Annotated in this window: 18 protein-coding genes; 12 read left to right on the top strand and 6 right to left on the bottom strand. The window is 45.6% G+C overall.

The genetic code is table 11. The annotated features are described in order from the left end of the window. Positions 1-95 precede the first annotated feature (95 nt). Complete coding sequence (locus QUA83_RS19875; RefSeq protein WP_333295286.1) at positions 96-1,457, top strand: IS4 family transposase; 1,362 nt, start codon at positions 96-98, stop codon at positions 1,455-1,457. A 179-nt stretch (positions 1,458-1,636) separates the two neighbouring features. On the opposite strand, the gene QUA83_RS19870 is transcribed toward QUA83_RS19875, so the two are convergent. Together QUA83_RS19870 and QUA83_RS19865 are read right to left on the bottom strand one after the other, a co-directional pair. Beyond that, the gene (locus tag QUA83_RS19870; protein WP_333295285.1) at positions 1,637-2,677 is read right to left on the bottom strand and encodes a M28 family peptidase; all 1,041 of its coding nucleotides are present in this window, start codon (positions 2,675-2,677) and stop codon (positions 1,637-1,639) included. Between the two features lie 353 nt (positions 2,678-3,030). Beyond that, the gene (locus QUA83_RS19865; protein WP_333295284.1) at positions 3,031-3,609 is read right to left on the bottom strand and encodes a hypothetical protein; all 579 of its coding nucleotides are present in this window, start codon (positions 3,607-3,609) and stop codon (positions 3,031-3,033) included. 348 nt (positions 3,610-3,957) lie between these two features. On the opposite strand from QUA83_RS19865, the gene QUA83_RS19860 reads away from it, so the two are divergent. Together QUA83_RS19860 and QUA83_RS19855 are read left to right on the top strand one after the other, a co-directional pair. Further along, entirely contained in the window at positions 3,958-4,329 is a 372-nt protein-coding gene (locus QUA83_RS19860; RefSeq protein WP_333295282.1) for a hypothetical protein, read from the top strand. 77 nt (positions 4,330-4,406) lie between these two features. Continuing rightward, positions 4,407-7,304: an EAL domain-containing protein gene (locus tag QUA83_RS19855; protein ID WP_333295281.1), complete on the top strand. Its 2,898-nt coding sequence runs from the start codon at positions 4,407-4,409 to the stop codon at positions 7,302-7,304. A 186-nt stretch (positions 7,305-7,490) separates the two neighbouring features. Here QUA83_RS19855 and QUA83_RS19850 read toward each other — a convergent pair whose 3' ends face one another. Next, positions 7,491-7,808: a helix-turn-helix transcriptional regulator gene (locus QUA83_RS19850; RefSeq protein WP_333295280.1), complete on the bottom strand. Its 318-nt coding sequence runs from the start codon at positions 7,806-7,808 to the stop codon at positions 7,491-7,493. Positions 7,809-8,063: 255 nt separating this feature from the next. On the opposite strand from QUA83_RS19850, the gene QUA83_RS19845 reads away from it, so the two are divergent. Continuing rightward, entirely contained in the window at positions 8,064-8,324 is a 261-nt protein-coding gene (locus QUA83_RS19845; RefSeq protein WP_333295279.1) for a hypothetical protein, read from the top strand. 111 nt (positions 8,325-8,435) lie between these two features. Then, positions 8,436-10,994 carry an alpha-glucan family phosphorylase gene (gene glgP, locus QUA83_RS19840; RefSeq protein WP_333295309.1) on the top strand — a complete coding sequence of 853 codons (2,559 nt, stop codon included), beginning with the start codon at positions 8,436-8,438 and terminating at the stop codon, positions 10,992-10,994. A 684-nt stretch (positions 10,995-11,678) separates the two neighbouring features. On the opposite strand, the gene mnmG is transcribed toward glgP, so the two are convergent. Then, positions 11,679-13,595 (bottom strand): tRNA uridine-5-carboxymethylaminomethyl(34) synthesis enzyme MnmG, encoded by a 1,917-nt coding sequence (gene mnmG, locus QUA83_RS19835; RefSeq protein WP_333295278.1) that lies wholly within the window; start codon positions 13,593-13,595, stop codon positions 11,679-11,681. Positions 13,596-13,903: 308 nt separating this feature from the next. On the opposite strand from mnmG, the gene QUA83_RS19830 reads away from it, so the two are divergent. Beyond that, a complete protein-coding gene (locus QUA83_RS19830; RefSeq protein WP_333295277.1) occupies positions 13,904-14,221 on the top strand; it encodes a hypothetical protein in 318 nt (105 codons plus the stop codon). Then, entirely contained in the window at positions 14,214-14,633 is a 420-nt protein-coding gene (gene vapC, locus QUA83_RS19825; protein ID WP_333295275.1) for a type II toxin-antitoxin system tRNA(fMet)-specific endonuclease VapC, read from the top strand. The genes QUA83_RS19830 and vapC overlap by 8 nt, the downstream gene beginning before the upstream one ends. 421 nt (positions 14,634-15,054) lie before the next feature. On the opposite strand, the gene QUA83_RS30620 is transcribed toward vapC, so the two are convergent. Beyond that, positions 15,055-15,180 carry a hypothetical protein gene (locus QUA83_RS30620; protein ID WP_445301792.1) on the bottom strand — a complete coding sequence of 42 codons (126 nt, stop codon included), beginning with the start codon at positions 15,178-15,180 and terminating at the stop codon, positions 15,055-15,057. Continuing rightward, the gene (locus QUA83_RS19820) at positions 15,174-15,425 is read right to left on the bottom strand and encodes a type II toxin-antitoxin system RelE/ParE family toxin (RefSeq protein WP_333295274.1); all 252 of its coding nucleotides are present in this window, start codon (positions 15,423-15,425) and stop codon (positions 15,174-15,176) included. The genes QUA83_RS30620 and QUA83_RS19820 overlap by 7 nt, the downstream gene beginning before the upstream one ends. A gap of 154 nt (positions 15,426-15,579) precedes the next feature. Between QUA83_RS19820 and QUA83_RS19815 the strand changes: the two genes are divergently transcribed. The 5 genes from QUA83_RS19815 to QUA83_RS19795 all read left to right on the top strand — a co-directional run bounded on the left by QUA83_RS19815 (position 15,580) and on the right by QUA83_RS19795 (position 20,020). Then, entirely contained in the window at positions 15,580-15,909 is a 330-nt protein-coding gene (locus QUA83_RS19815) for a hypothetical protein (protein WP_333037185.1), read from the top strand. 198 nt (positions 15,910-16,107) lie between these two features. Then, entirely contained in the window at positions 16,108-17,637 is a 1,530-nt protein-coding gene (gene psbB / locus QUA83_RS19810; RefSeq protein WP_333295273.1) for a photosystem II chlorophyll-binding protein CP47, read from the top strand. Between the two features lie 143 nt (positions 17,638-17,780). Beyond that, positions 17,781-17,876 (top strand): photosystem II reaction center protein T, encoded by a 96-nt coding sequence (locus QUA83_RS19805; protein ID WP_083622085.1) that lies wholly within the window; start codon positions 17,781-17,783, stop codon positions 17,874-17,876. A 216-nt stretch (positions 17,877-18,092) separates the two neighbouring features. Continuing rightward, positions 18,093-18,650, top strand: coding sequence for a transcriptional regulator NrdR (gene nrdR, locus QUA83_RS19800; RefSeq protein ID WP_333295308.1), 558 nt, complete (start codon positions 18,093-18,095; stop codon positions 18,648-18,650). Between the two features lie 266 nt (positions 18,651-18,916). Continuing rightward, complete coding sequence (locus QUA83_RS19795; protein WP_333295272.1) at positions 18,917-20,020, top strand: 30S ribosomal protein S1; 1,104 nt, start codon at positions 18,917-18,919, stop codon at positions 20,018-20,020. Positions 20,021-20,330: the final 310 nt, after the last annotated feature.

Below are 20,330 nucleotides of genomic sequence, written 5' to 3'. Positions count from 1 at the left end.
AGAAAAAGTGCAAATTGTCAAGGGGGTAGACCAAAAAAGGTAAAATAGGATGAAACCTTTACGGGGCGAGCAGTTGAGCCATAGTGGAACCAGTTATGATTCGCAAAAAAAGAATTAACCGAGATCATGCAAAGAAAAAAAATAGTCCCCAAATAGAAAATGAAGCGATTGCGAATCACCTGGAAGATTTATTAATTCCAGCAATGGCTGCTCAAAAAACTTTTTATCGCCAACTAAATTTAAGAGATAGGATTCTGACACTACCATTAATGATGGCAGCAATATTAAGTCTCTTATGGCGAAATGTAGCAGGAGTAACAGAATTAACTAGATTATTAAATAGAGAAGGATTTTTATGGTGTGAGCCGTCTGAAATTAGTCAACAAGCATTATCACAAAGATTTTTAACTTTTCCCGCAGTTTTATTTAAAAAAGTATTTAAAGAATTACTGCCTCATTTTCGTCGGGAATGGTTGATGAGAAAATCGAGACCATTACCAGATAGTGTACAATTTGCCTTAAAAAACTTTGAAAATATCTGGATAGCTGACGGCTCAACATTAGAAGCATTATTTCGTAAACTAGAAAGTTTATCAGATGTTCCTATTGGTCAATTATCCGGGAAAATGGGAGTAATAATAGACCTAGTAACTCATCTTCCCGAAGAAATTTGGTTTTGGACAAACCCGAAACAAGCAGATACTAATTGGGAGGAAGACTTACTAAAAACAGTTAAGCCAAAAACCTTGCTGTTATTAGATAGAGGCTTCTATCACTTCGCTTTTTGGTCAAAATTAATCGAGCAAGAAATTGGATTTATTACTCGGATTAAAAAAGGTGCATCTTATCAAGTCGAGCGGGTATTCACCAATACTTATGATGTCAAAGACCAGATAATTAGGATAGGTGCAGGGACAAAAAAAACACCAGCTTTGACTATAAGATTAGTACAAATTCGCTCGAAAAATTCCTGGCGTTCTTATTTAACAAGTGTCCAAGAACCCGAAATATTACCCCCCTATGTAGTAGCAGATTTATATCAAAGACGCTGGCGAATTGAAGAGGCATTTTGCCTAGTAAAAAGATTACTAAATCTCAGCTATTTATGGACAGGTTCGTTAAACGGAATCAAGCTACAAATCTGGGGTACTTGGCTATTTTATGCGATTTTAGTAGATTTAGGAGATGCGGTTGCAGATGAATTAGGAGTGCCAATTGAACGTGTTTCATTAGAAATGATTTATCGGGGGATGTATCATTTTTCGGTGGCCTATCAAAAAGGAATAGCTTCTGACCTAGTTAAGTATTTTGCCTCCGATAAAAATCAAGATTTAGGGATTGTTAAGCGACGACGAAAACCTCATGTCAGGCTAATTATTTCTCCTTTCCCTGGAACTCAAAGAAGTCCCGAACAATTTTTTTTTAATAATAAAGGAACAAATGGAGTCATATTTTAATTGGATCAACAGGTAAAAAATGAGTAAAATTACTCATTGACAATAGTGCTTTTAGCTTAACTTGTGAGTAATGGTTGGCAGTTGGCAGTTGGCAGTATCAATAACAGTCATCATGCCCAATGCCCAATGCCCGATGCCCCATCCCCAATTCCCAATTCCCCATGCTCAATTCCCAATTACTAATTACCTAATTCCAATAATTTAGCCACGGCATTAACAACAATTTGAGCAGAACCGGCGAAAAAAGGTCGATCGATAGTTGCTAATGTATCGCTAGATTGGTGATAGTGGGGCGATCGCAAATTTGCAGTATCCGTCACCAACACAGCACCAATTCCTTTATACCAGAAAGGCGCGTGGTCGCTCCGCAAAACATCGGGAGTCAGCAACCCTTTCAGGGGAACCGGCAGCGCCACCACAGGCGGCAAATCGGCTGTTCCAGACTCCGCAAAACTTTTCAATAGCAGCGGATGTTCCGCATCCCCAATCACAGCGATAAACTCGCCTTTGTCAGGAGATTTTACCCCCGATGCTTCTAGAAAAGGTTGCGCTGTCAATCCTTCGGGATATTGCTGGCATCCGGGCGTGCGGCAGGCATAACCTACCATATCTAGGACGATCGCACCCTGCAAATTTTTTAACCGCGCGTCGCTACCTGTGAATGCTAAACTGCCTAAAAGTCCGAGTTCTTCCCGGTCGAAAAATGCTACTTGCAGCGTCCGAGGTGTGGCACGAGAACCCAGCAATCTTGCTAGTTCTAAAACTACAGCAACTCCCGTCGCATTGTCATCAGCTCCAGGTGAGTTTGGGACGGTATCATAGTGTGCTGCCACTAAAATTGCACCGGCGTTCGAGTCAGTACCTTTTCTCTCAGCGAAGACGTTGACTCCTCGATCGAACGGCTGCAACTCGGGGGAAAATCCTAATGTTTGCAGTTGTTTTGAAATGTAGTCTCTAGTAAAAGAGCGAGCTCGTTCTCCATCCCGTTCTCCTGCTAAACTATCGACGTGTTTCCACAACCGGGACTGGTCAATTTGGTGCAGAGAAAAAGCATTTTTTTCAGCAGGAAGCGGTAAGGGAGACGGGTTTTGGGAAGTGTGGATATTGCGATCGATCCCAACTTCGGGTACAGCCGACAACCGCTGCCACGAGTGAGAACCCCAACCTGCAGCCGTCACCGCAACCACAATAAATAGCGCTATCCAAATCAATTGTTTCATCAGTAAGTCTATTTGAGATTTTAGACAGGGCTTACGCACTCCTCGCTCTCATCAACCGGGTTTTTTAGCGGAAGCGAGGGCTGCAACAAAGTCTTTTCGTAAAACCCGGTTGATGCGTCCAGAACTTTTATATTTTAGATTTTAGATTGACACCAGAGTTAAAAATAAACCTGTTTCAAAAAATGAAACTCCAAAATCTTAAAATTAACTGCACCAGAGGCAGTTTTGTATTTTATTATCTAAAAAAGCAGCTAAAAGCCTTGGGATGTTGCCGTCGAAACAGTCTTGCTTATTGGAGCGTTCGACGGCGACATTCAAATCACTAATTTACCTTGAAAATTAACAAGCCAAAACTACTTTTTTTCCCACTCAATCTCCTTATTGTCCAAGATCAACCCGCTGCTGCTGGGAAAAGCATAAGGAATAGTTTTTGCCGAAAATTCCACTATTTGAGTTGGTTGTTGAAACCACTCGGAATAACTCGGATTGAGTTGATCGTACAGTGCTTTTAAAGCTTGAATCTCTGCCTCTAGCTGCGCTGCTGCTTGATTGATTCTGCGAGCTTGTGCTTGCAAGCGTTTTTCCCCAGTTTGAACGTGGTTTTCTACTTCTTGCCAGTGCTGTCCGGCCAGCAATTTGTCTAGTTCACCTTGTTTGTAACTGAGTAAAGCCTGTTTTGGCTGCAGTTGCTTTTCAATATTTTTAGTCTCTCGGTCAATTTCCTGGATTTGCTGCAACCACTGCTCCCCAAAAGCAGCAGTTTGCTGGTGGAACTCGGCAATGGCTTCAGGAGTATTATTTTTGGGAAAACTGACTGCCACTCGGCACTCAGAGCGCTGTACGCCAAGTTTTTCCCGCGACTCTTGCAGGGCGGCAACTTCTGCTTGCAGCGCGCGGACTTCTTTTTGGAGTTCTGGGATGGTCTGACTCATGGGTTCAATTAGTGGACCTCTGCATCGATTTTAAGCTAATTGTTTATTTTTCTAACAAATCCCGGTCGCCTCCTTGCGGGAATTATCTAATTTTAGCGCGCTCCCACCCGGTGTCTAGGCAGAATGGCGGATAATTTGTGGCACAATGGCTGATGACACCTTTTAAATTAAGATTAAAATTATAATTAGTTATAAAGCTAAGTTATTAGCTTGGTAAAATTTAATTTACAAGTCCACATAAATTAAGGTTGGCTGGGTTTTCCTATGGCAGAGCCAGTTGTGCTAAAGTTTTTAACATTTAGGATGGCGGGAAAAGGATTTATTTAAAATTATTAGAAACTGGATAATATGAAAATAATTTTTCAATTAATGTTGGGATATTTCGCAATTTATATTTTTGGTGCGGAATGTTGCATTAATCCAAAAATATTACCGACAAGTCTAGGAGATGGACTTGGCACTCGCGCTGTACAAGGAATTTTGGTTGGCTCTCAGAAACATAGCTATTTGCGATCGGCATCTCGCCCCCTTACTTCTGCAAGCGCCGCATTATTGTTGGATAAATTATCCCAAATTGAGTCCGTAAAATTACATACTTACAATTATATACAATCTCAGGAAACTCCTAGAAAAGAACCTACTATTAGGTTAACAATAATCGGTTATCCTCTGGTTGTTATTTCTTTATTAATCTCATTATCGATCGGGGGAAGACAGTAAATAGCTTATCCAAGACGATGATGTTAATCAAGCGGAAGTCTGAAACAGAGAATGACAACCTACCAAAAGGATAAAAAGTGTTGTATCAAAAAAAAGAACATGATATCTTGCATACTATTGCTCAAATGACCCAAGATTTGCAGCAAACTGCCGAATATGCCCTGAATATTTGTGAGGAAATGAACGTCTCCATAATTGCGACGACCCCCGGCGATCATATCCTGTCGTTAAACCAAGCTACCTGTCAACTTTTGGGATACTCTAAAAAAGAGTTGTTAGGCAAACCAATAGCCGGAATTTTTAAGAAAAGTGAATCACCGGCACAGGAGTTAGAGTTAGCAAGTTTAACCGCCGAAGGTTCTGTCCGCAACGTCGAAAAAGTCTACCTTTCTAAACACCGAAAAAAAATAATTGTACAGCTTTCTATTTCAATTATTCGCGACGGTCAAGGCAAGGTCAGCGGCAAGTTATATATAGCACAAGATATTACCGATAGCAAGCGGGTTGAAAGAAATTTGCGGCGCAGTGAAAAAAAGTTTCGCCAACTGATAGAAACTGTGAATGCTGTGGCATTTATCTATCACCGCAGACAGTTCCGCTATGTCAATGCTCAGACAGAAGATCTGACAGGATATACTCGCGAAGAATTACTAGCATTGGATTTATACGACTTAATTCATCGAGATTTTATAGAAATAGTTAAAAAATGGGGTAAATCCAGTAATGCGCGCTCAACAGCAGGCTCTAAATATGAATTAGTAATAGTCACGAAAACAGGAGAAATGCGCTGGATTGAAGCAACTGTAGATATTATAAAATTTGAAAAAAAAGCCTCAATATTAATCACAGCATTTGACATCAGCGATCGCAAATTAGCAGAGTTAGAACTAGAAACATCTCTTTCGTTGCTTCAAGCAACCATTGAATCTACGGCTGACGGTATTGTGGCGGTTGACAGTGAAGGAAAAGTTGTCAGCTTTAACCGCAAATTTGCCGAAATGTGGCAGTTGCCGGATTTGCTGGTTGATCCGAGAGATAACAATCAAATTTTGGGGTTTGGAATCAACCAGTTAAAATACCCGGAAATATTTCTCAACCGTGCTAAAGAATTGTCCGATCGCCCCGCAGCAGAAAGTTACGATCTCATCGAGTTGACAGATGGCAGAATCTTCGAGCGCTACTCGTTGCCCCAGCGCACTGGAGGCAAAATTACTGGTCGAGTATTCAGCTTTCGGGATGTAACGGAACGGGTGCAATCCGAAGAAAAACTACGCAAAAGCGAAGAACGCTTTCACCTGCTGACGCGGGCGACAAATGATGCCGTATGGGATTTTGATTTGTTAAAAAATGAGTATTGGTTGAGCGCAGAGTTTGAAAAAGTTTTTGGATACAAACTCAACGAAACTCAGACGATAGAATTAGAATCTTGGTGGCTAAATATTCATCCCGAAGAACGGGAAAGAGTGATGTTAAGCTTCAACCAAACCATGAACTCAGACGCTCAATGTTGGTCGGAAGAATACAGCTTTCACCGTGCAGACGGGGGATATGTTTTTGTGCTCGATCGCGGCTACATCATCCGCAATGAAAGTGGCCAAGCAGTAAGGGCGATCGGCACGATGATGGATATCACTCAGCGCAAGCAAGCTGAAGAAATTATTCGCTATCAAGCTGTTTATGACCAACTCACTGGTTTACCGAACCGGATACTTTTTAACGAGCGGCTGCTGGCGTCCTTAAAACAAGCTAAACAAACAAAAAAAATGCTTGCTGTGATGTTTTTAGACTTGGACAGGTTCAAAAAGATTAATGATACACTAGGTCACGCGGCGGGCGATCGCCTGTTAGAAGGTTTTGCCGGACGCATCAGCGACACTTTGCGATCAACTGACACGGTTGCCCGCTGGGGAGGCGACGAATTTACCATACTGCTTCCCGATATTAATTGCTTAGAAGATGCCGTTAAAACAGCTCAAAGAATACTCAACAATTTAAAGCCACCATTTAAACTAGAAGGACAACCGTTTCATGTTAGCAGCAGTATCGGCATTGCCCTTTATCCCGATGATGGTGAAGATGCCGAAACTTTAGTCAAAAATGCCGATGCTGCCTTGTACTACGCTAAAGAAATGGGAAGAAATAACTATCAGTTATATACTTCAACCCTTAATCCCCACGGCAGCCATTTACTAACTATAGAACACAGACTGCACGAGGCTTTAGAACAGGGAGAATTTGAGCTTTTCTACCAGCCAAAAGTCAACATCACTACTTGGAAAATTCAGGGTATGGAAGCCCTGCTGCGCTGGCAACATCCACAATTAGGTTTAGTTACTCCCGCTACATTTATTCCGATGGCCGAAGAGAACGGACTCATTGTACCTATTGGGGAATGGGTGCTGCAAACAGCCTGCACTCAAAATAAAGCTTGGCAGGATGCTTTGCAGCCAGATTTGCGGGTAGCAGTCAACGTTTCGGCTCGGCAGTTCCAGCAATTTAATTTATTAGAAATGGTAGCGAAATGCTTGGAAAAAAGCGGTTTAGCACCCAAGTATTTAGAGTTAGAAATTACCGAAACTACAGCCATGCAAGATGTGGATTATACCACAAAAGTTCTCAGGGAGTTGCAGAATATGGGAGTGCAAATTGCGCTGGACGATTTCGGCACGGGTTATTGTTCTCTAAATTATCTCAAAAAGTTTCCCTTGAATATCTTAAAAATAGACAGGTCTTTTGTCAGCGGACTGACGACTGATCCCTGCGAACGGGCGATCGCCAAGGCTGTAGCGACGCTGGGACGAGATTTGAACTTGAGCGTGGTAGCCGAAGGAGTAGAAACTAAAGAGCAGTTGGAGTGTTTGCGCGAACTCCACTGTCAAGAAATTCAGGGTCATTATTTCAGCCCTGCACTATCAGCCAATGATGCTAGGAAGCTATTGCTAAATTCTCAGTTGCAACAAGTGAAAATTGCTTAATTAGTCATTAGTCATTAGCGATCGGTCATTAGTCATTCCTCATCAGTCATCAGTCAATTGTAGGGTGGGTGAGGCGCGGTTCAAGATTTATCTATTGCTGACAATAGTTAATCGGCGCGCCTCACCCACCAATAGGGATCAGGTGCTTCGTGCGCCCCCGAAAGTTATAGTTCTTGACTGTGAATCTTAGTCTCCCGACTTATTTTCCTGCGGTGCATCCCCAACATCATCACTGCTAGAGCGCTTCGGCGGGCCTAAGTTGTCGGGCAATTCGTTAAGATTCTTGCCCAAAGCGTGACACAGCGCTTTAACTTGAGGAATTGTCAGCTCCGGGGCATCAAGTCCTCGCTCCCAATTGCTAATCGCCTGTCGAGTTAAAGTTTTTGCTCCTGTTTTATCGGGGATTTGGCTTGCGAGTTGAGATTGAGTTAAACCGACAGCCTCTCTCAATACTTGCAAGGCTGGCTTGGTATTTGGATCTTGATTGGGCTTCTTTCTGGACATATATCAGCAAAACAAAGCAAGCACACCTGACAAACAGGATTTACGCAAGTATGCTTGCTTTTATAGACACGACAAAAGGCGGTCGGGCGGGCCTGACATAGGGTGTTTAGCTTGCTCAAACCGCCTTAACAATAGTGTCTCCCATTAGTGCAAGTGTTTTCGCAAACACCTGCACACCCCTTAACCTGCTGGGGTTTGGACTTGCAGAACCAAGCCCCTTTCTCTCACAAGCGTTAAATCAGGAGTGAAAATCCAATGAAATCAGCGGCACAAAATCAGGTACTGCATCAACTCAAGCTCATGGAAACCAACTTGCACGAAATTCAGTGCAAGCTAGTTAAAACCTCCGTTTTAAACTTGTGGCAAATAGTTTTGCCCGATGGAAAGAGAATTTTGCTGGAACACGCGGGCGGCGGACACTGGATTTTTCGGTCTAACGGTATTGAGAAATCTCATCCAGAAGTGCGAAAAGCTGTTTTGCGGGCGATCGGCATTTGCTCGGCCCACCGCAGTTAAGGTAACAGCCGATCGCCCGCCCTTGTTAAAACTTAAAATAGTGTGCAGAATAACGGACTTGTACCTAAAGACAGAGGAAAATATCGCTACCCCAACATAAAGGCTTTGTCTATGCAGCCAATTCGCACATTTAACGTTTCCCCGTCGCTACCGACAATTCTCGAACCTCTACGCAAGCTTGCCTACAACTTGCACTGGGACTGGAACGTCGATACCAAAGACCTCTTCCGCCGCCTCGATCGAGACCTGTGGGACTCCAGTAACCAAAACCCCGTGCTGATGCTCGGAACCATATCTCAAGAGCGACTGCAAGAAATGGCAGAAGACGAAGGCTTCATTGCCCAAATGAACCGAGCAGCCCAGCAGTTAGACGATTATCTCAAAAATCGCGCCTGGTACCGCAAACAGCGCGGCACCGAGCAGCAAGAATGCTACGCTTACTTTTCGATGGAATTCGGCTTAGTTAAAGCCCTACCGATCTATTCGGGCGGTTTGGGCGTGCTCGCAGGCGACCACCTCAAATCAGCTAGCGATTTGGGCTTGCCCTTAGTCGGTGTCGGCCTGCTTTACCAAGAAGGTTATTTTTCGCAGTATCTCAACGCCGACGGCTGGCAGCAAGAACGCTATCCGCTCAACGATTTCTACAATATGCCGCTGCACCCAGAACGCAATCCCGACGGTTCGGAATTGCGGATTGAGGTGGACTATCCCGGCCGCAAGGTGTATGCCCGGATTTGGCGGGTACAAGTGGGAACGGTTCCTTTGTACCTAATGGATACAAATATTGAACCTAACAGCCGCTACGACCAAGATATTACCGACCAACTGTATGGCGGTGATAAAACTCTGCGGATGCACCAAGAAATCATGCTGGGCATCGGCGGCGTGAAAATGCTCAAGGCATTGGGGCTGACAGTTACGGCTTATCACATGAATGAAGGCCACGCGGCTTTCATGGCTTTGGAACGCATTCGGATGCTGATGGAGGAATATCACCTGAGTTTTGTAGAAGCGGAACAGGTGGTGGTTTCGAGCAGTATGTTTACGACTCACACGCCGGTGCCTGCTGGGTTTGACTTGTTCGAGCCGGATATGGTGATGCACTATCTGAGTCAGTATCCCAAGATGTTTGGCTTGTCGCAAGATGAGTTTCTGGGATTGGGCCGGGAGAATACTGGGGATTTGTCCGCACCTCTGAATATGGCAATTTTGGCAATTAAAATGTCGAGTTTTGTCAACGGGGTGGCGGCTTTGCACGGTGTGGTGTCGCGCCCGATGTTTCAGGGTTTGTGGCCGGGTTTGCCGCAGGAAGAAGTACCGATTACTTCAATTACCAACGGGGTGCACGCTCGCAGTTGTGTGGCGAAGTCTACTCAGGAGTTGTACGATCGATACCTTGGCCCGGACTGGGAAATGACCGGTAAGGACGATCGTCTCTGGGACAGGCTTTCGTCGATTCCTGATGAGGAATTGTGGCGCAATCACGAACGCTGTCGATCGGAGTTGGTGGTGTTCGCGCGGGAGTGGCTGCAAAAGACTTTGCGCGAGCGCGGTGCGGCCCAAACGGAAATCGAACACGCGCGGGAGGCTCTCAATCCGAAGGTGCTGACGATCGGGTTTGCCCGCCGCTTTGCTACTTACAAGCGGGCGACGCTGTTTTTGCGCGATGTCGATCGAATTATGCGGATCATGCGGGATCAAAATCGCCCGGTGCAGTTTGTGATTGCTGGGAAGGCTCACCCGATGGATATTCCGGGTAAGGAATTGATTCGGGATATCGTTCACTTCATCCGCGAGCACGAGACGATGAGCTCGATGGTGTTTTTACCGAACTACGACATTAACGTGGCTCGGATGATGGTGTCTGGCTGCGATGTGTGGCTGAATACGCCGCGCCGCCCGCGTGAGGCTTCGGGTACTTCCGGGATGAAAGCTTCGATGAATGGTTTGCCGAATCTGAGCATTCTTGACGGATGGTGGGATGAGGCTGATTATGTTCGTACCGGTTGGCCGATCGGACATGGGGAATTTTACGAAGATACTAAGTATCAGGATGAGGTCGAGGCGAATGCTTTGTACGACTTGATGGAAAAGGAAGTTGTACCCCTATTTTACAACCGGGATGATGATGGAATTCCCCGCGGTTGGACGGCGAAAATGAAGGATTCTATTCGCTTGAATTGTCCTTTGTTCAATACAGCTCGGATGGTGAAGGATTACGCGCGGCGGGCCTATTTCCCGGTGAGCGATCGCTACCACACCATGACTTCGGATAATTGCGCTCCCGCCAAGGAGTTGTCTCACTGGAAGAAGCACGTTCTCGCGAAGTGGCACGATATTAAGATTGAGGCTGTTGATATTTCCCAGGATAAAGAAGTTAAAGTCAATCAGTCGATATCTGTTAAATCTCGGATTAATCTGATGGGATTGACGCCTGCAGACGTGCAAGTTGAACTTTATCAAGGCTCGGTTGATGCTAACGGCGATATCATTGGTGGCGTGCCGGTGGTGATGGAGTATTTGGGAGAAGATTCTCAGAATGCTAGCCTTTATACGGCTGACATTACTTATACTTCTAGCGGTTTGCAAGGTTTGTCATTGCGGGTTTTGCCGAAGCACGATAATCTCAGCAGTCCTTATGAAGCTGGTGTGATTCTCTGGGCACATTAAAGGAAGTTCGGCAACGGATTCTGTAACGGATGTAACGGATGTAACGGATAGAAGGGAGAGGGAATCAGGAATCAGGAATCAGGAAGATTTTACCTATTCTCCCCCTCTCCCACTCTCCCACTCTCCCACTCCCTCTCTCCTTATCTTCTTTGAGGAATGATTATGTAGCCGGCTGGGAAATGCTCGCCCAATACCAAACTCCTCTGTATTCCCAGTACCACCAGTGAGCGCGTATATAAGCGTATAGCAAGGCATCTCGCTGTTCTTCTAAGGCTTTGAGGGTGGCAACACTGGTGGGGATTTTGGGGAGACTTGAACCACCGATGAACGCTGATTCTTATGCGGAATATTTGCGAAATTCAGAGTTAGTTGGAGGAGTGATAAATATCTACAATACACTGGCAGAAGTTCATCAATTAGAGTTGACATTCTGCCAGTTTTTCTTTTTTGTGGCGTTGCTGAATACAGGTGTCAATTCCAGATTTCGGAATTTTTATAAGCCAAGTCGGGTTAGTTTTGTAACTTCCGATAAAAGTTGATTCATACGGTGAATCAACAATGCCCAGAATCTATATCCATCAATAGGAAAGCCGCCGAACAAAATAGTGGTGCCACAATAGCCACACTTTTTTATACTGCTATTTCATAAAATTGAAGGCAGCCTTGAGACACCTCTAGTTTAGGTTATTTACCTACACCCGCTGGCTGCTGACGGTTTCGCACTTCCAGAAAAATCAACAAAGCATTAACATCAGCCGGATTTACGCCACCAATTCTGGCAGCTTGGCCAATCGTCAGCGGTTTCACCTTAGCCAACTTTTCCCGCGATTCTTTGGAGAGAGTTGTAATTGCCATGTAATCCAAATCCGCAGGCAATTGTCGGCGTTCGTGTTTGGCAATGTCATCGATTTGATTTTGCTGTCTTTGCAGGTAGCCGGAATATTTGATGTCAATTTCTGCACCATCTTTCTCAGCCAACTTCAGACTAAAATTGCCTAAATTGTAGCGTTCCAAATCCACATAATGAAAACCAGGACGACGCAACAAATCAGCCAGAGTAATTGAACCTTTAATCGCTTGTTGAGTGTCTGCAAAAATTGCCTTGCCTACCTCCTCGTGCTCTTTCACCCGCGTCGAGTACAAGCGTTCCTTCTCTGCCACAATATTAGCTTGTTTGCGATCGAACAACTCCCAGCGGCGATCGTCAATCAAACCAATTTCCCGTCCCAGCGGCGTCAAGCGTTGGTCAGCATTGTCCGATCGCAATAATAGCCGATATTCCGATCGCGAAGTCAGCATCCGGTAAGGTTCCCGCAAATCCTTCGTACACAAATCATCGATCAAAGTCCCGATATAACTTTGCTCGCGAGGAAACACAATCATCTCCTGATTTTTCGCAAACCGAGCCGCATTAATCCCCGCCACAATCCCCTGTGCAGCCGCCTCCTCATATCCAGTTGTACCGTTCACCTGACCCGCGCAAAACAGCCCTTCGATCTTCTTAGTCATCAGCGTTGGAAAGCACTGAGTTGCCGGCAAATAATCATACTCCACAGCATAAGCAGGGCGCATCATCTCGCACTTTTCCAAACCCGGAAGAGTCCGCAGCATTTGCAATTGCAAATTTTCCGGTAAACCAGTAGAAAAACCTTGGATATAAAGTTCAGGAATATCTCTACCTTCCGGTTCAATAAAAATCTGGTGACTTTCCTTATCTGCAAACCGCACAATCTTATCTTCAATACTCGGACAATAGCGCGGCCCCTTCGCATCAACCCAGCCGCCGTAGACTGGAGAAAGGTGCAAATTGTCTCTAATTAACTGATGAGTAGCGGGCGTCGTTCGAGTCAAATAACAAGGCATTTGTTCCCGTTCGATCCAAACTTCTGGATCGAAACTAAACCAGCGAACCTCTGCATCTCCCGGCTGCGGTTCCAGGTTGGTGTAATCGAGAGTACGTTTGTCAACTCTTGCCGGAGTTCCAGTCTTCAATCTGCCAGTTTCAAACCCTAATCGATTGAGAGTTTCTGTCAAACCAACGGCGGCAAATTCTCCCGCACGTCCGGCGGGCATCGACTTATTGCCCACCCAAATCGTGCCACCTAAAAAAGTGCCTGTGGTGAGAATTACTGCTTTGCATTCAAAAGCGACGCCGAAGTATGTTTCGACTCCGATAACTTCTTCGTTTTTGCCCAAAACTAAGTCTGTCACCATCGCTTCGCGGATGGTCAAATTCGCTTGATTTTCGACAATATTATTCATTACAGCGGCGTATTCCCGCTTGTCAGTTTGTGCTCGCAGCGCCCACACTGCGGGGCCTCTCGAAGCGTTGAGGACGCGCTTTTGTAAGTAGGTGCGATCGGCCATTTTGCCAATTTCCCCGCCTAACGCATCAACTTCGTTAGTAAGTTGGGTTTTAGCCGGGCCGCCGACAGCCGGATTGCAAGGTTGCCACGCAATTTTGTCGAGGTTGAGGGTGAGAAGAAGCGTGCGACAGCCGAGGCGAGAAGTGGCGAGGGCGGCTTCGCAACCGGAGTGTCCGCCACCTACTACGATGATGTCGAAACTGTCTTGGAATTGTACGGGGGTTTGTGCGGTCATTCGATTTTAGATTTTAGATTTTAGATTTTAGATTGAAGAATTGACTTGAGGGATTAAGCCGGAGGGTTATTTATCGGATATCGCGTTTTTGTCTGTGTTATTTGAGTAAATTATGCCTTATATAGTCTATTATAGACAATAGTCGTTTGAGTAACAATATTTATGCAGGCAATACTTATGCACGCACCCATACACCATGCACCAAGCGAGCGGGATATTAAATATTTGTAGTCGGATATTATGGCGATGTTGGAAGATGTGGTTTGAGCAACTAAAATAGAAATGGAGAGCGAGGAGGTTTTTAATATATGCAAATCACCGTTAATTTACCTGATACGTTAGTAGATAAGATCGAGGATAAATGGGGGAACTTGTCACGAAAAATTCTGAGAGATTTAGTCTTAAGTGCTTTTCGCGATGGGTTAATCGATTTGGATGAGTTAAAGGAAATGCTCGACATTGGCGACGAGGCAGGCTTGAAGGAATTTTTCAGGCAAAATAATATGCTGCATTCTTCAGGATTGATAAATCTGTCTGGGAGTTGTGCGGATATTGATTTTGATGATGATGGCTGGGGGATTTCTGATGAAATGGATGACGATATGATGGGGGTTTTTGATGAGTAATAGCTCTTTGGTTTATTTGCTAGATACTAATGTTTGTATCATGTATTTAAAGGGTATATCGCCTAGTATAGACCTTCATTTTAATACTGTGGTAGCCGATAAAATAGGGGTTTGTTCTGTGGTAAAAGCCGAGTTATTTTACGGAGCGATGGGTAGCAATAACCCCCAAAAGAGTTTAAATGTACAAAAATCTTTTTTAAGTCAGTTCCTTTCTCTGCCGTTTGACGATGCTTGTGCGGAAGTATATGGCAAGATTAGGAGAGATTTGGCAAGTTTGGGAACTCCGATCGGCTCAAACGATCTGCAAATTGCTGCTATTGCTTTGGCAAATAATTTAATCTTAGTCACTCATAATGTTAGGGAGTTTAGCAGAGTACAAGGGCTACAGATTGAAGATTGGGAGGCGGGGTGATGAGTAATTATCAGGGTTAGGAAAAGTATAATGCAATTTTATCAATATTTTTGATAAAATTCAGACCGTTCATCCACAACGATCGACCTGTGGTTATTATCTCCCCTAAAAAAAACTAAACGATCGGCATTCGTATCTGCCAAAGATAGTGGCAAAATTATCGGAGATATCATCGATTCATTGCCGCCACCGTCGTTCATTACGGACTAACCCTCGCCACCGTAGATACCAACCTAACCCAAGCTACTTGCCTAAATACTCTCAGCTAATCCAAAATTTTGCACGCCGCCAACAATTTTGAGTTAATTGCCTCGTTTTTCGTAAGTCTGGCAATGTCATTTCTTCAGCCATTAATTCAACCGATCGCTTTTAGACAATTGCTCGTTGTTCGGGAGGCAAATTATCCATAATAGTCTTCAGGCTAATTGTCATCTGTTTCTGGCTCCATTAACTTATTTAAATGGCCGGAAAATCTACTATTTGCTATCTTAATTAGTTGATTGTAAAATCGCTTCTCACTACTACCAGATTTGTCCCCAGCTACCAACAAAATCGCTTCTCTGCGGGGGTCAAATGCAAAAGCGACTCGCAAACTCCATCAGCCGCCTGAAACCTAAGTTCCGACCTATTGGTGTAGATAGAACCATTGAGAGTATCTACGTGAGGACGCTTGAGGTTTGGGCCAAATTCTTGTAACAGTGTGAGTTTTGCTAAAAGCTCTAATCTGACATCAGTGGGGAATTCGGTAAACTCAGAGTAAAAATCAAAGTGAAACTCAATGTTCCATGTCATTTGGAGCAATTATGCCTTACATAGCATATTATAGGCAATAGTCGATCGAATAACAATATCTATATGCACCCTTCGCGCCTTCGCGGTTCAATAATTCCGTACTATTGCAGTTTTGCGCTATGTTAGACAAAAAAATCTCAACAAGCGTACACAAGTGAAATACTTCTTCTTATCCGACGGCTGGAAAGTTGGGCGCGTCTGGGGCGTAGGTGGCGAGTGGAGTCACGCGGCCTGGAGGCGACCGCCAGACATCCAACAGCTCAACCTCTGTCTTTCCGATCGCAACGAAAAAATGTGGCTCTACCGCGTAGAAGACGCCGTACTCATGGTAGAAGTCCAACCCGCAGTCCGTCCCGATCCCGCCGATCCCGCCAAAAATATCGGCAACGTCACCCTCACCAGACTGATCGATGCCGAGCAAGTCCTCGAACGCCTCGGGACGATCGCCGCCCGCTGCGAAATGGGCAACCCGCAACTAATGTAATGCTCAACATATTGCAATCGGTTCTAACACTCGATACACTTCTTTAAATAACTTTCATTTTTATGCCTCCACCTTTGAAGGTAGATGGCAGTCGGCAAAAGGCAGAGTTTAAACCCTGCAGGTAACTGCTGGGGATTCAGAATCTGATTTTTCCGTAAAAATAGACATCATCACTTACACCTTGGAGAACCGCAGTCAATGGGACTACCCTGGTATCGCGTACACACAGTCGTCTTAAATGACCCAGGCCGATTGATTTCTGTACACTTAATGCACACTGCCCTCGTGGCAGGTTGGGCCGGCTCAATGGCCCTTTATGAACTAGCAGTTTTTGACCCCACAGACCCAGTTCTGAACCCGATGTGGCGTCAAGGGATGTTCGTGTTGCCCTTCATGACTCGCTTGGGAGTTACGGGTTCTTGGGGCGGTTGGAGCATCACTGGCGAAGGTAACGTCGATCCGGGCTTCTGGTCATTTGAAGGCGTCGCCGTAGCTCACATCGTCCTCTCTGGCCTGCTGTTCTTAGCAGCAGTTTGGCACTGGGTATTTTGGGACTTAGAACTTTTCAGAGACCCTCGCACCGGTGAACCAGCCCTCGACTTGCCAAAAATGTTTGGCATTCACCTGTTCCTCTCCGGCTTGCTTTGCTTCGGCTTCGGCGCATTTCACCTTTCGGGACTTTTTGGCCCCGGAATGTGGGTGTCCGACCCCTACGGGCTGACCGGTCACGTCCAGCCAGTGGCGCCTGCTTGGGGCCCTGAAGGCTTCGATCCCTTCAATCCGGGCGGCATCGTGGCTCACCACATTGCAGCGGGCGTAGTCGGCGTAATTGCCGGTTTGTTCCACTTGACAGTGCGGCCGCCGGAACGTCTTTACAAAGCCCTGCGGATGGGGAATATCGAAACTGTACTTTCTAGCAGTATTGCTGCCGTGTTCTTCGCAGCCTTTGTGGTTGCGGGTACGATGTGGTACGGTTCTGCTGCGACTCCGATCGAACTTTTTGGCCCGACTCGCTATCAGTGGGACAGCGGCTATTTCCAACAAGAAATCGATCGCAGAGCTCAAGCTAGCTTGGCCGGCGGCCAAAGCTTCCAAGAAGCTTACGAACAAATTCCCGAAAAATTGGCTTTCTACGACTACGTGGGCAACTCTCCTGCTAAAGGCGGTTTGTTCCGGGCCGGCGCGATGGTCAATGGCGACGGTATTGCGAAAAGCTGGCTGGGCCATCCAGTATTTACTGACAGCGAAGGTCGGGTATTGTCGGTTCGCCGCCTCCCCAACTTCTTTGAAACTTTCCCAGTAATTTTGACAGACAAAGATGGGGTCGTTCGCGCTGACATCCCCTTCCGCCGTGCTGAATCAAAATACAGCTTTGAACAAAGCGGAGTTACCGTCAGCTTCTACGGTGGCGAACTTAACGGTCAAACCTTTAATAATCCTCTAGATGTTAAGAAGTTTGCTCGCGCTGCTCAAAAAGGTGAAGTGTTTGAATTCGATCGCGAAACCTTGAACTCTGACGGCGTTTTCCGCACTTCAACTCGCGGTTGGTTCACTTTCGGACACGTTTGCTTTGCTTTGCTGTTCTTCTTCGGCCATATCTGGCACGGTTCTCGGACTATTTTCCGCGACGTGTTTGCTGGAGTTGAAGCTGACATGGAAGAACAAGTCGAGTGGGGCTTGTTCCAAAAACTGGGCGACGTGACCACCAGAAGAGAAGAACCTCTCTAAATTTCGCCAGCCTCTGGGTAGGGGGGAAACTTCCCCGCTACACAAAAACCCGGTTTCTTGAAGAAACCGGGTTTTTTTAGTTAAGAATAAAACCAGCAATTAAGATAAAATAATACGGCAAGGGAAGATAGGGAAAATTTAACATGGAAAGCGTTGCTTACATTTTGATTCTGGCTTTAGCCTTAGGTGTACTATTTTTTGCGATCGCCTTTCGGGAACCTCCCCGGATTGGCAAATAATTAGCTATACGCCTGCGGCAAGTCCAAAATATCCTGAACCGGACTGCGGTTAGCCCGCATCATAAGTGATCCTCTTCGAGGGTTGCGCTAACGAATTTGGTGCGGGACTATTTCACCGCTGTTTGCTAAGTTATTTTTCTAGTCCAGCCATTCATCAGACCCCAGGCGGTTAGATGAATGGTAATTTGCTGGCAATGCCTGTTAAACTCAGCAATCATGCGCTGTTCCTCCTGCCAACACACAAATAGTCGCGTTTTAGAATCGCGTTCAGCCGAATCAGGTCAAAGCATCCGTCGGCGGCGTGAGTGTTTGAGCTGCCAGCACCGCTTCACAACTTACGAACGCATAGAATTTGTGCCGATTACGGTGATCAAGCGCGACGGCAAGCGCGAATCTTTTGACAGGTCAAAATTAGTCAGGGGATTGATTCGGGCCTGCGAAAAAACAGGTTTGTCTTCCGGGCATCTCGAAACTCTGGCAGAAGAAATCGAGGCGCAACTCCAAGGTCGATCGCTGCGAGAAATCGCCAGTTCAGAAATAGGGGAACTGGTGCTGTTGCACCTGCGGCCGCTCAGCGAAGTCGCTTATGTCCGTTTTGCCTCCGTATATCGACAATTTCGAGGCATCCGAGATTTTGTAGATACCCTAAATCACCTTCAGAATCCCCTCAACGAAGCTGAAAATACAGAAACAGGGACAAATTTTGACGCAGATTTGCCGGATGCCGAAGTAGTCGATCGAGAAAGCCCAGCATCCTGCGCTACTCCCAGCTAAGCTCGCTTAAATTAATTTTAAACCAGTATGCGCGTAAGTTATAATGGTCTACTTGACTCGGAATGTTAAGATTAAACGTTTTAACACAGAGTATGGAGTAACAGTAATGGCAAGCGCTGGTGTGCAGTTGCACCTGGCAAAAGTTAGCGAAAACTGACTTTAGTAAAAGATTTTGAAAAAAGTTAATCGCTTTTTCACCAAAATCTCGAATATCTGCCGGCACAAACGAAAAACATGAAGGAGAGAAATCCTAGGAAACTATTCGCATGGTCAATCTCAAAACCACAGTCAAAGACATCGGCTTTACTCACGAAGATTTTGCAGCCCTACTTGATAAATATGACTATCACTTTAGCCCGGGCGATGTAGTAGCGGGTACAGTTTTTAGTATAGAACCGAGGGGCGCTCTGATTGATATCGGTGCTAAAACAGCAGCGTACATTCCCATTCAGGAAATGTCCATCAATCGAGTGGAAAGCCCTGAAGAGGTATTGCAATCAAACGAAACCAGAGAATTTTTCATCCTCACCGATGAAAATGAAGACGGACAATTAACCCTGTCCATCCGGCGCATCGAGTATATGCGGGCGTGGGAAAGAGTGCGACAACTCCAAGCAGAAGATGCCACAGTACGATCGCAAGTATTTGCCACTAACCGCGGCGGCGCACTCGTGAGAATAGAAGGCTTGCGAGGCTTTATTCCCGGTTCTCACATCAGTACCCGCAAACCGAAGGAAGAATTAGTCGCCGAAGAATTACCATTAAAATTCTTAGAGGTAGACGAAGACCGCAACCGCCTAGTGTTGAGTCATCGTCGCGCCTTAGTTGAGCGCAAGATGAACCGCCTCGAAGTCGGGGAAGTCGTCATCGGTACAGTACGCGGTATCAAGCCTTACGGTGCCTTTATCGACATCGGCGGCGTCAGCGGCTTGCTGCACATCTCGGAAATTTCGCACGATCACATCGATACGCCTCATAGCGTTTTCAATGTCAACGACGAAGTGAAAGTGATGATCATTGACTTGGATGCCGAGAGGGGCCGGATTTCTCTCTCCACCAAGCAGTTGGAACCGGAACCGGGCGCGATGGTCAAAAATCGCGAATTGGTGTACGAAAAAGCTGAGGAAATGGCAGCTAAGTTCCGCGAGAAAATGCTGGCTCAAAAGCAAGCTAAAGCAGGCATAGACATTCCTGTAGACTCAACTGATGCTGATGATGACTTCTCCGACGAACTCGAAGATGTGCCCTCAGCAATGGAAGAGGATCTGCCGGAAGTAGCAGTGGAAGCAGCACCCGAAGCAGCACCCGAAGCAGCACCCGAAGCCGTATTAGATGTAGAGGAAGAAATCCCTCCTGCGACGGAAGAATAACATCTTAGTTAGTGTGATTTAAAGAGGGAAAATTCCCTCTTTTTTTTTTGCCTTAAACGTCCCAATTACCAATCATTAATTACCAATTAATATCAATTCTGAAAAGTACGCGCGCATTTGTAGGGAAACGGAATTGCCCATAGGTGTCAACTTAACGTTAAACCCATAGTCCGGCAAGGGTTGAAACCCCTGCCTCAAAGCGAAAGTCCTCTGAAGAGGACTCATGATTTCTTCCTGGGGGGGTGACAAGATGGCTAAGAGCTAGACTGAATCTGACTTATAGCCCTCATCCCCCGTTGGTAAAAATAGC

The organism is Microcoleus sp. K1-B1, from assembly GCF_036704705.1.
In the GTDB taxonomy this organism is placed as follows: Bacteria; Cyanobacteriota; Cyanobacteriia; order Cyanobacteriales; family Microcoleaceae; genus Microcoleus.
This window is presented reverse-complemented; position numbering and strand designations above follow the sequence as displayed.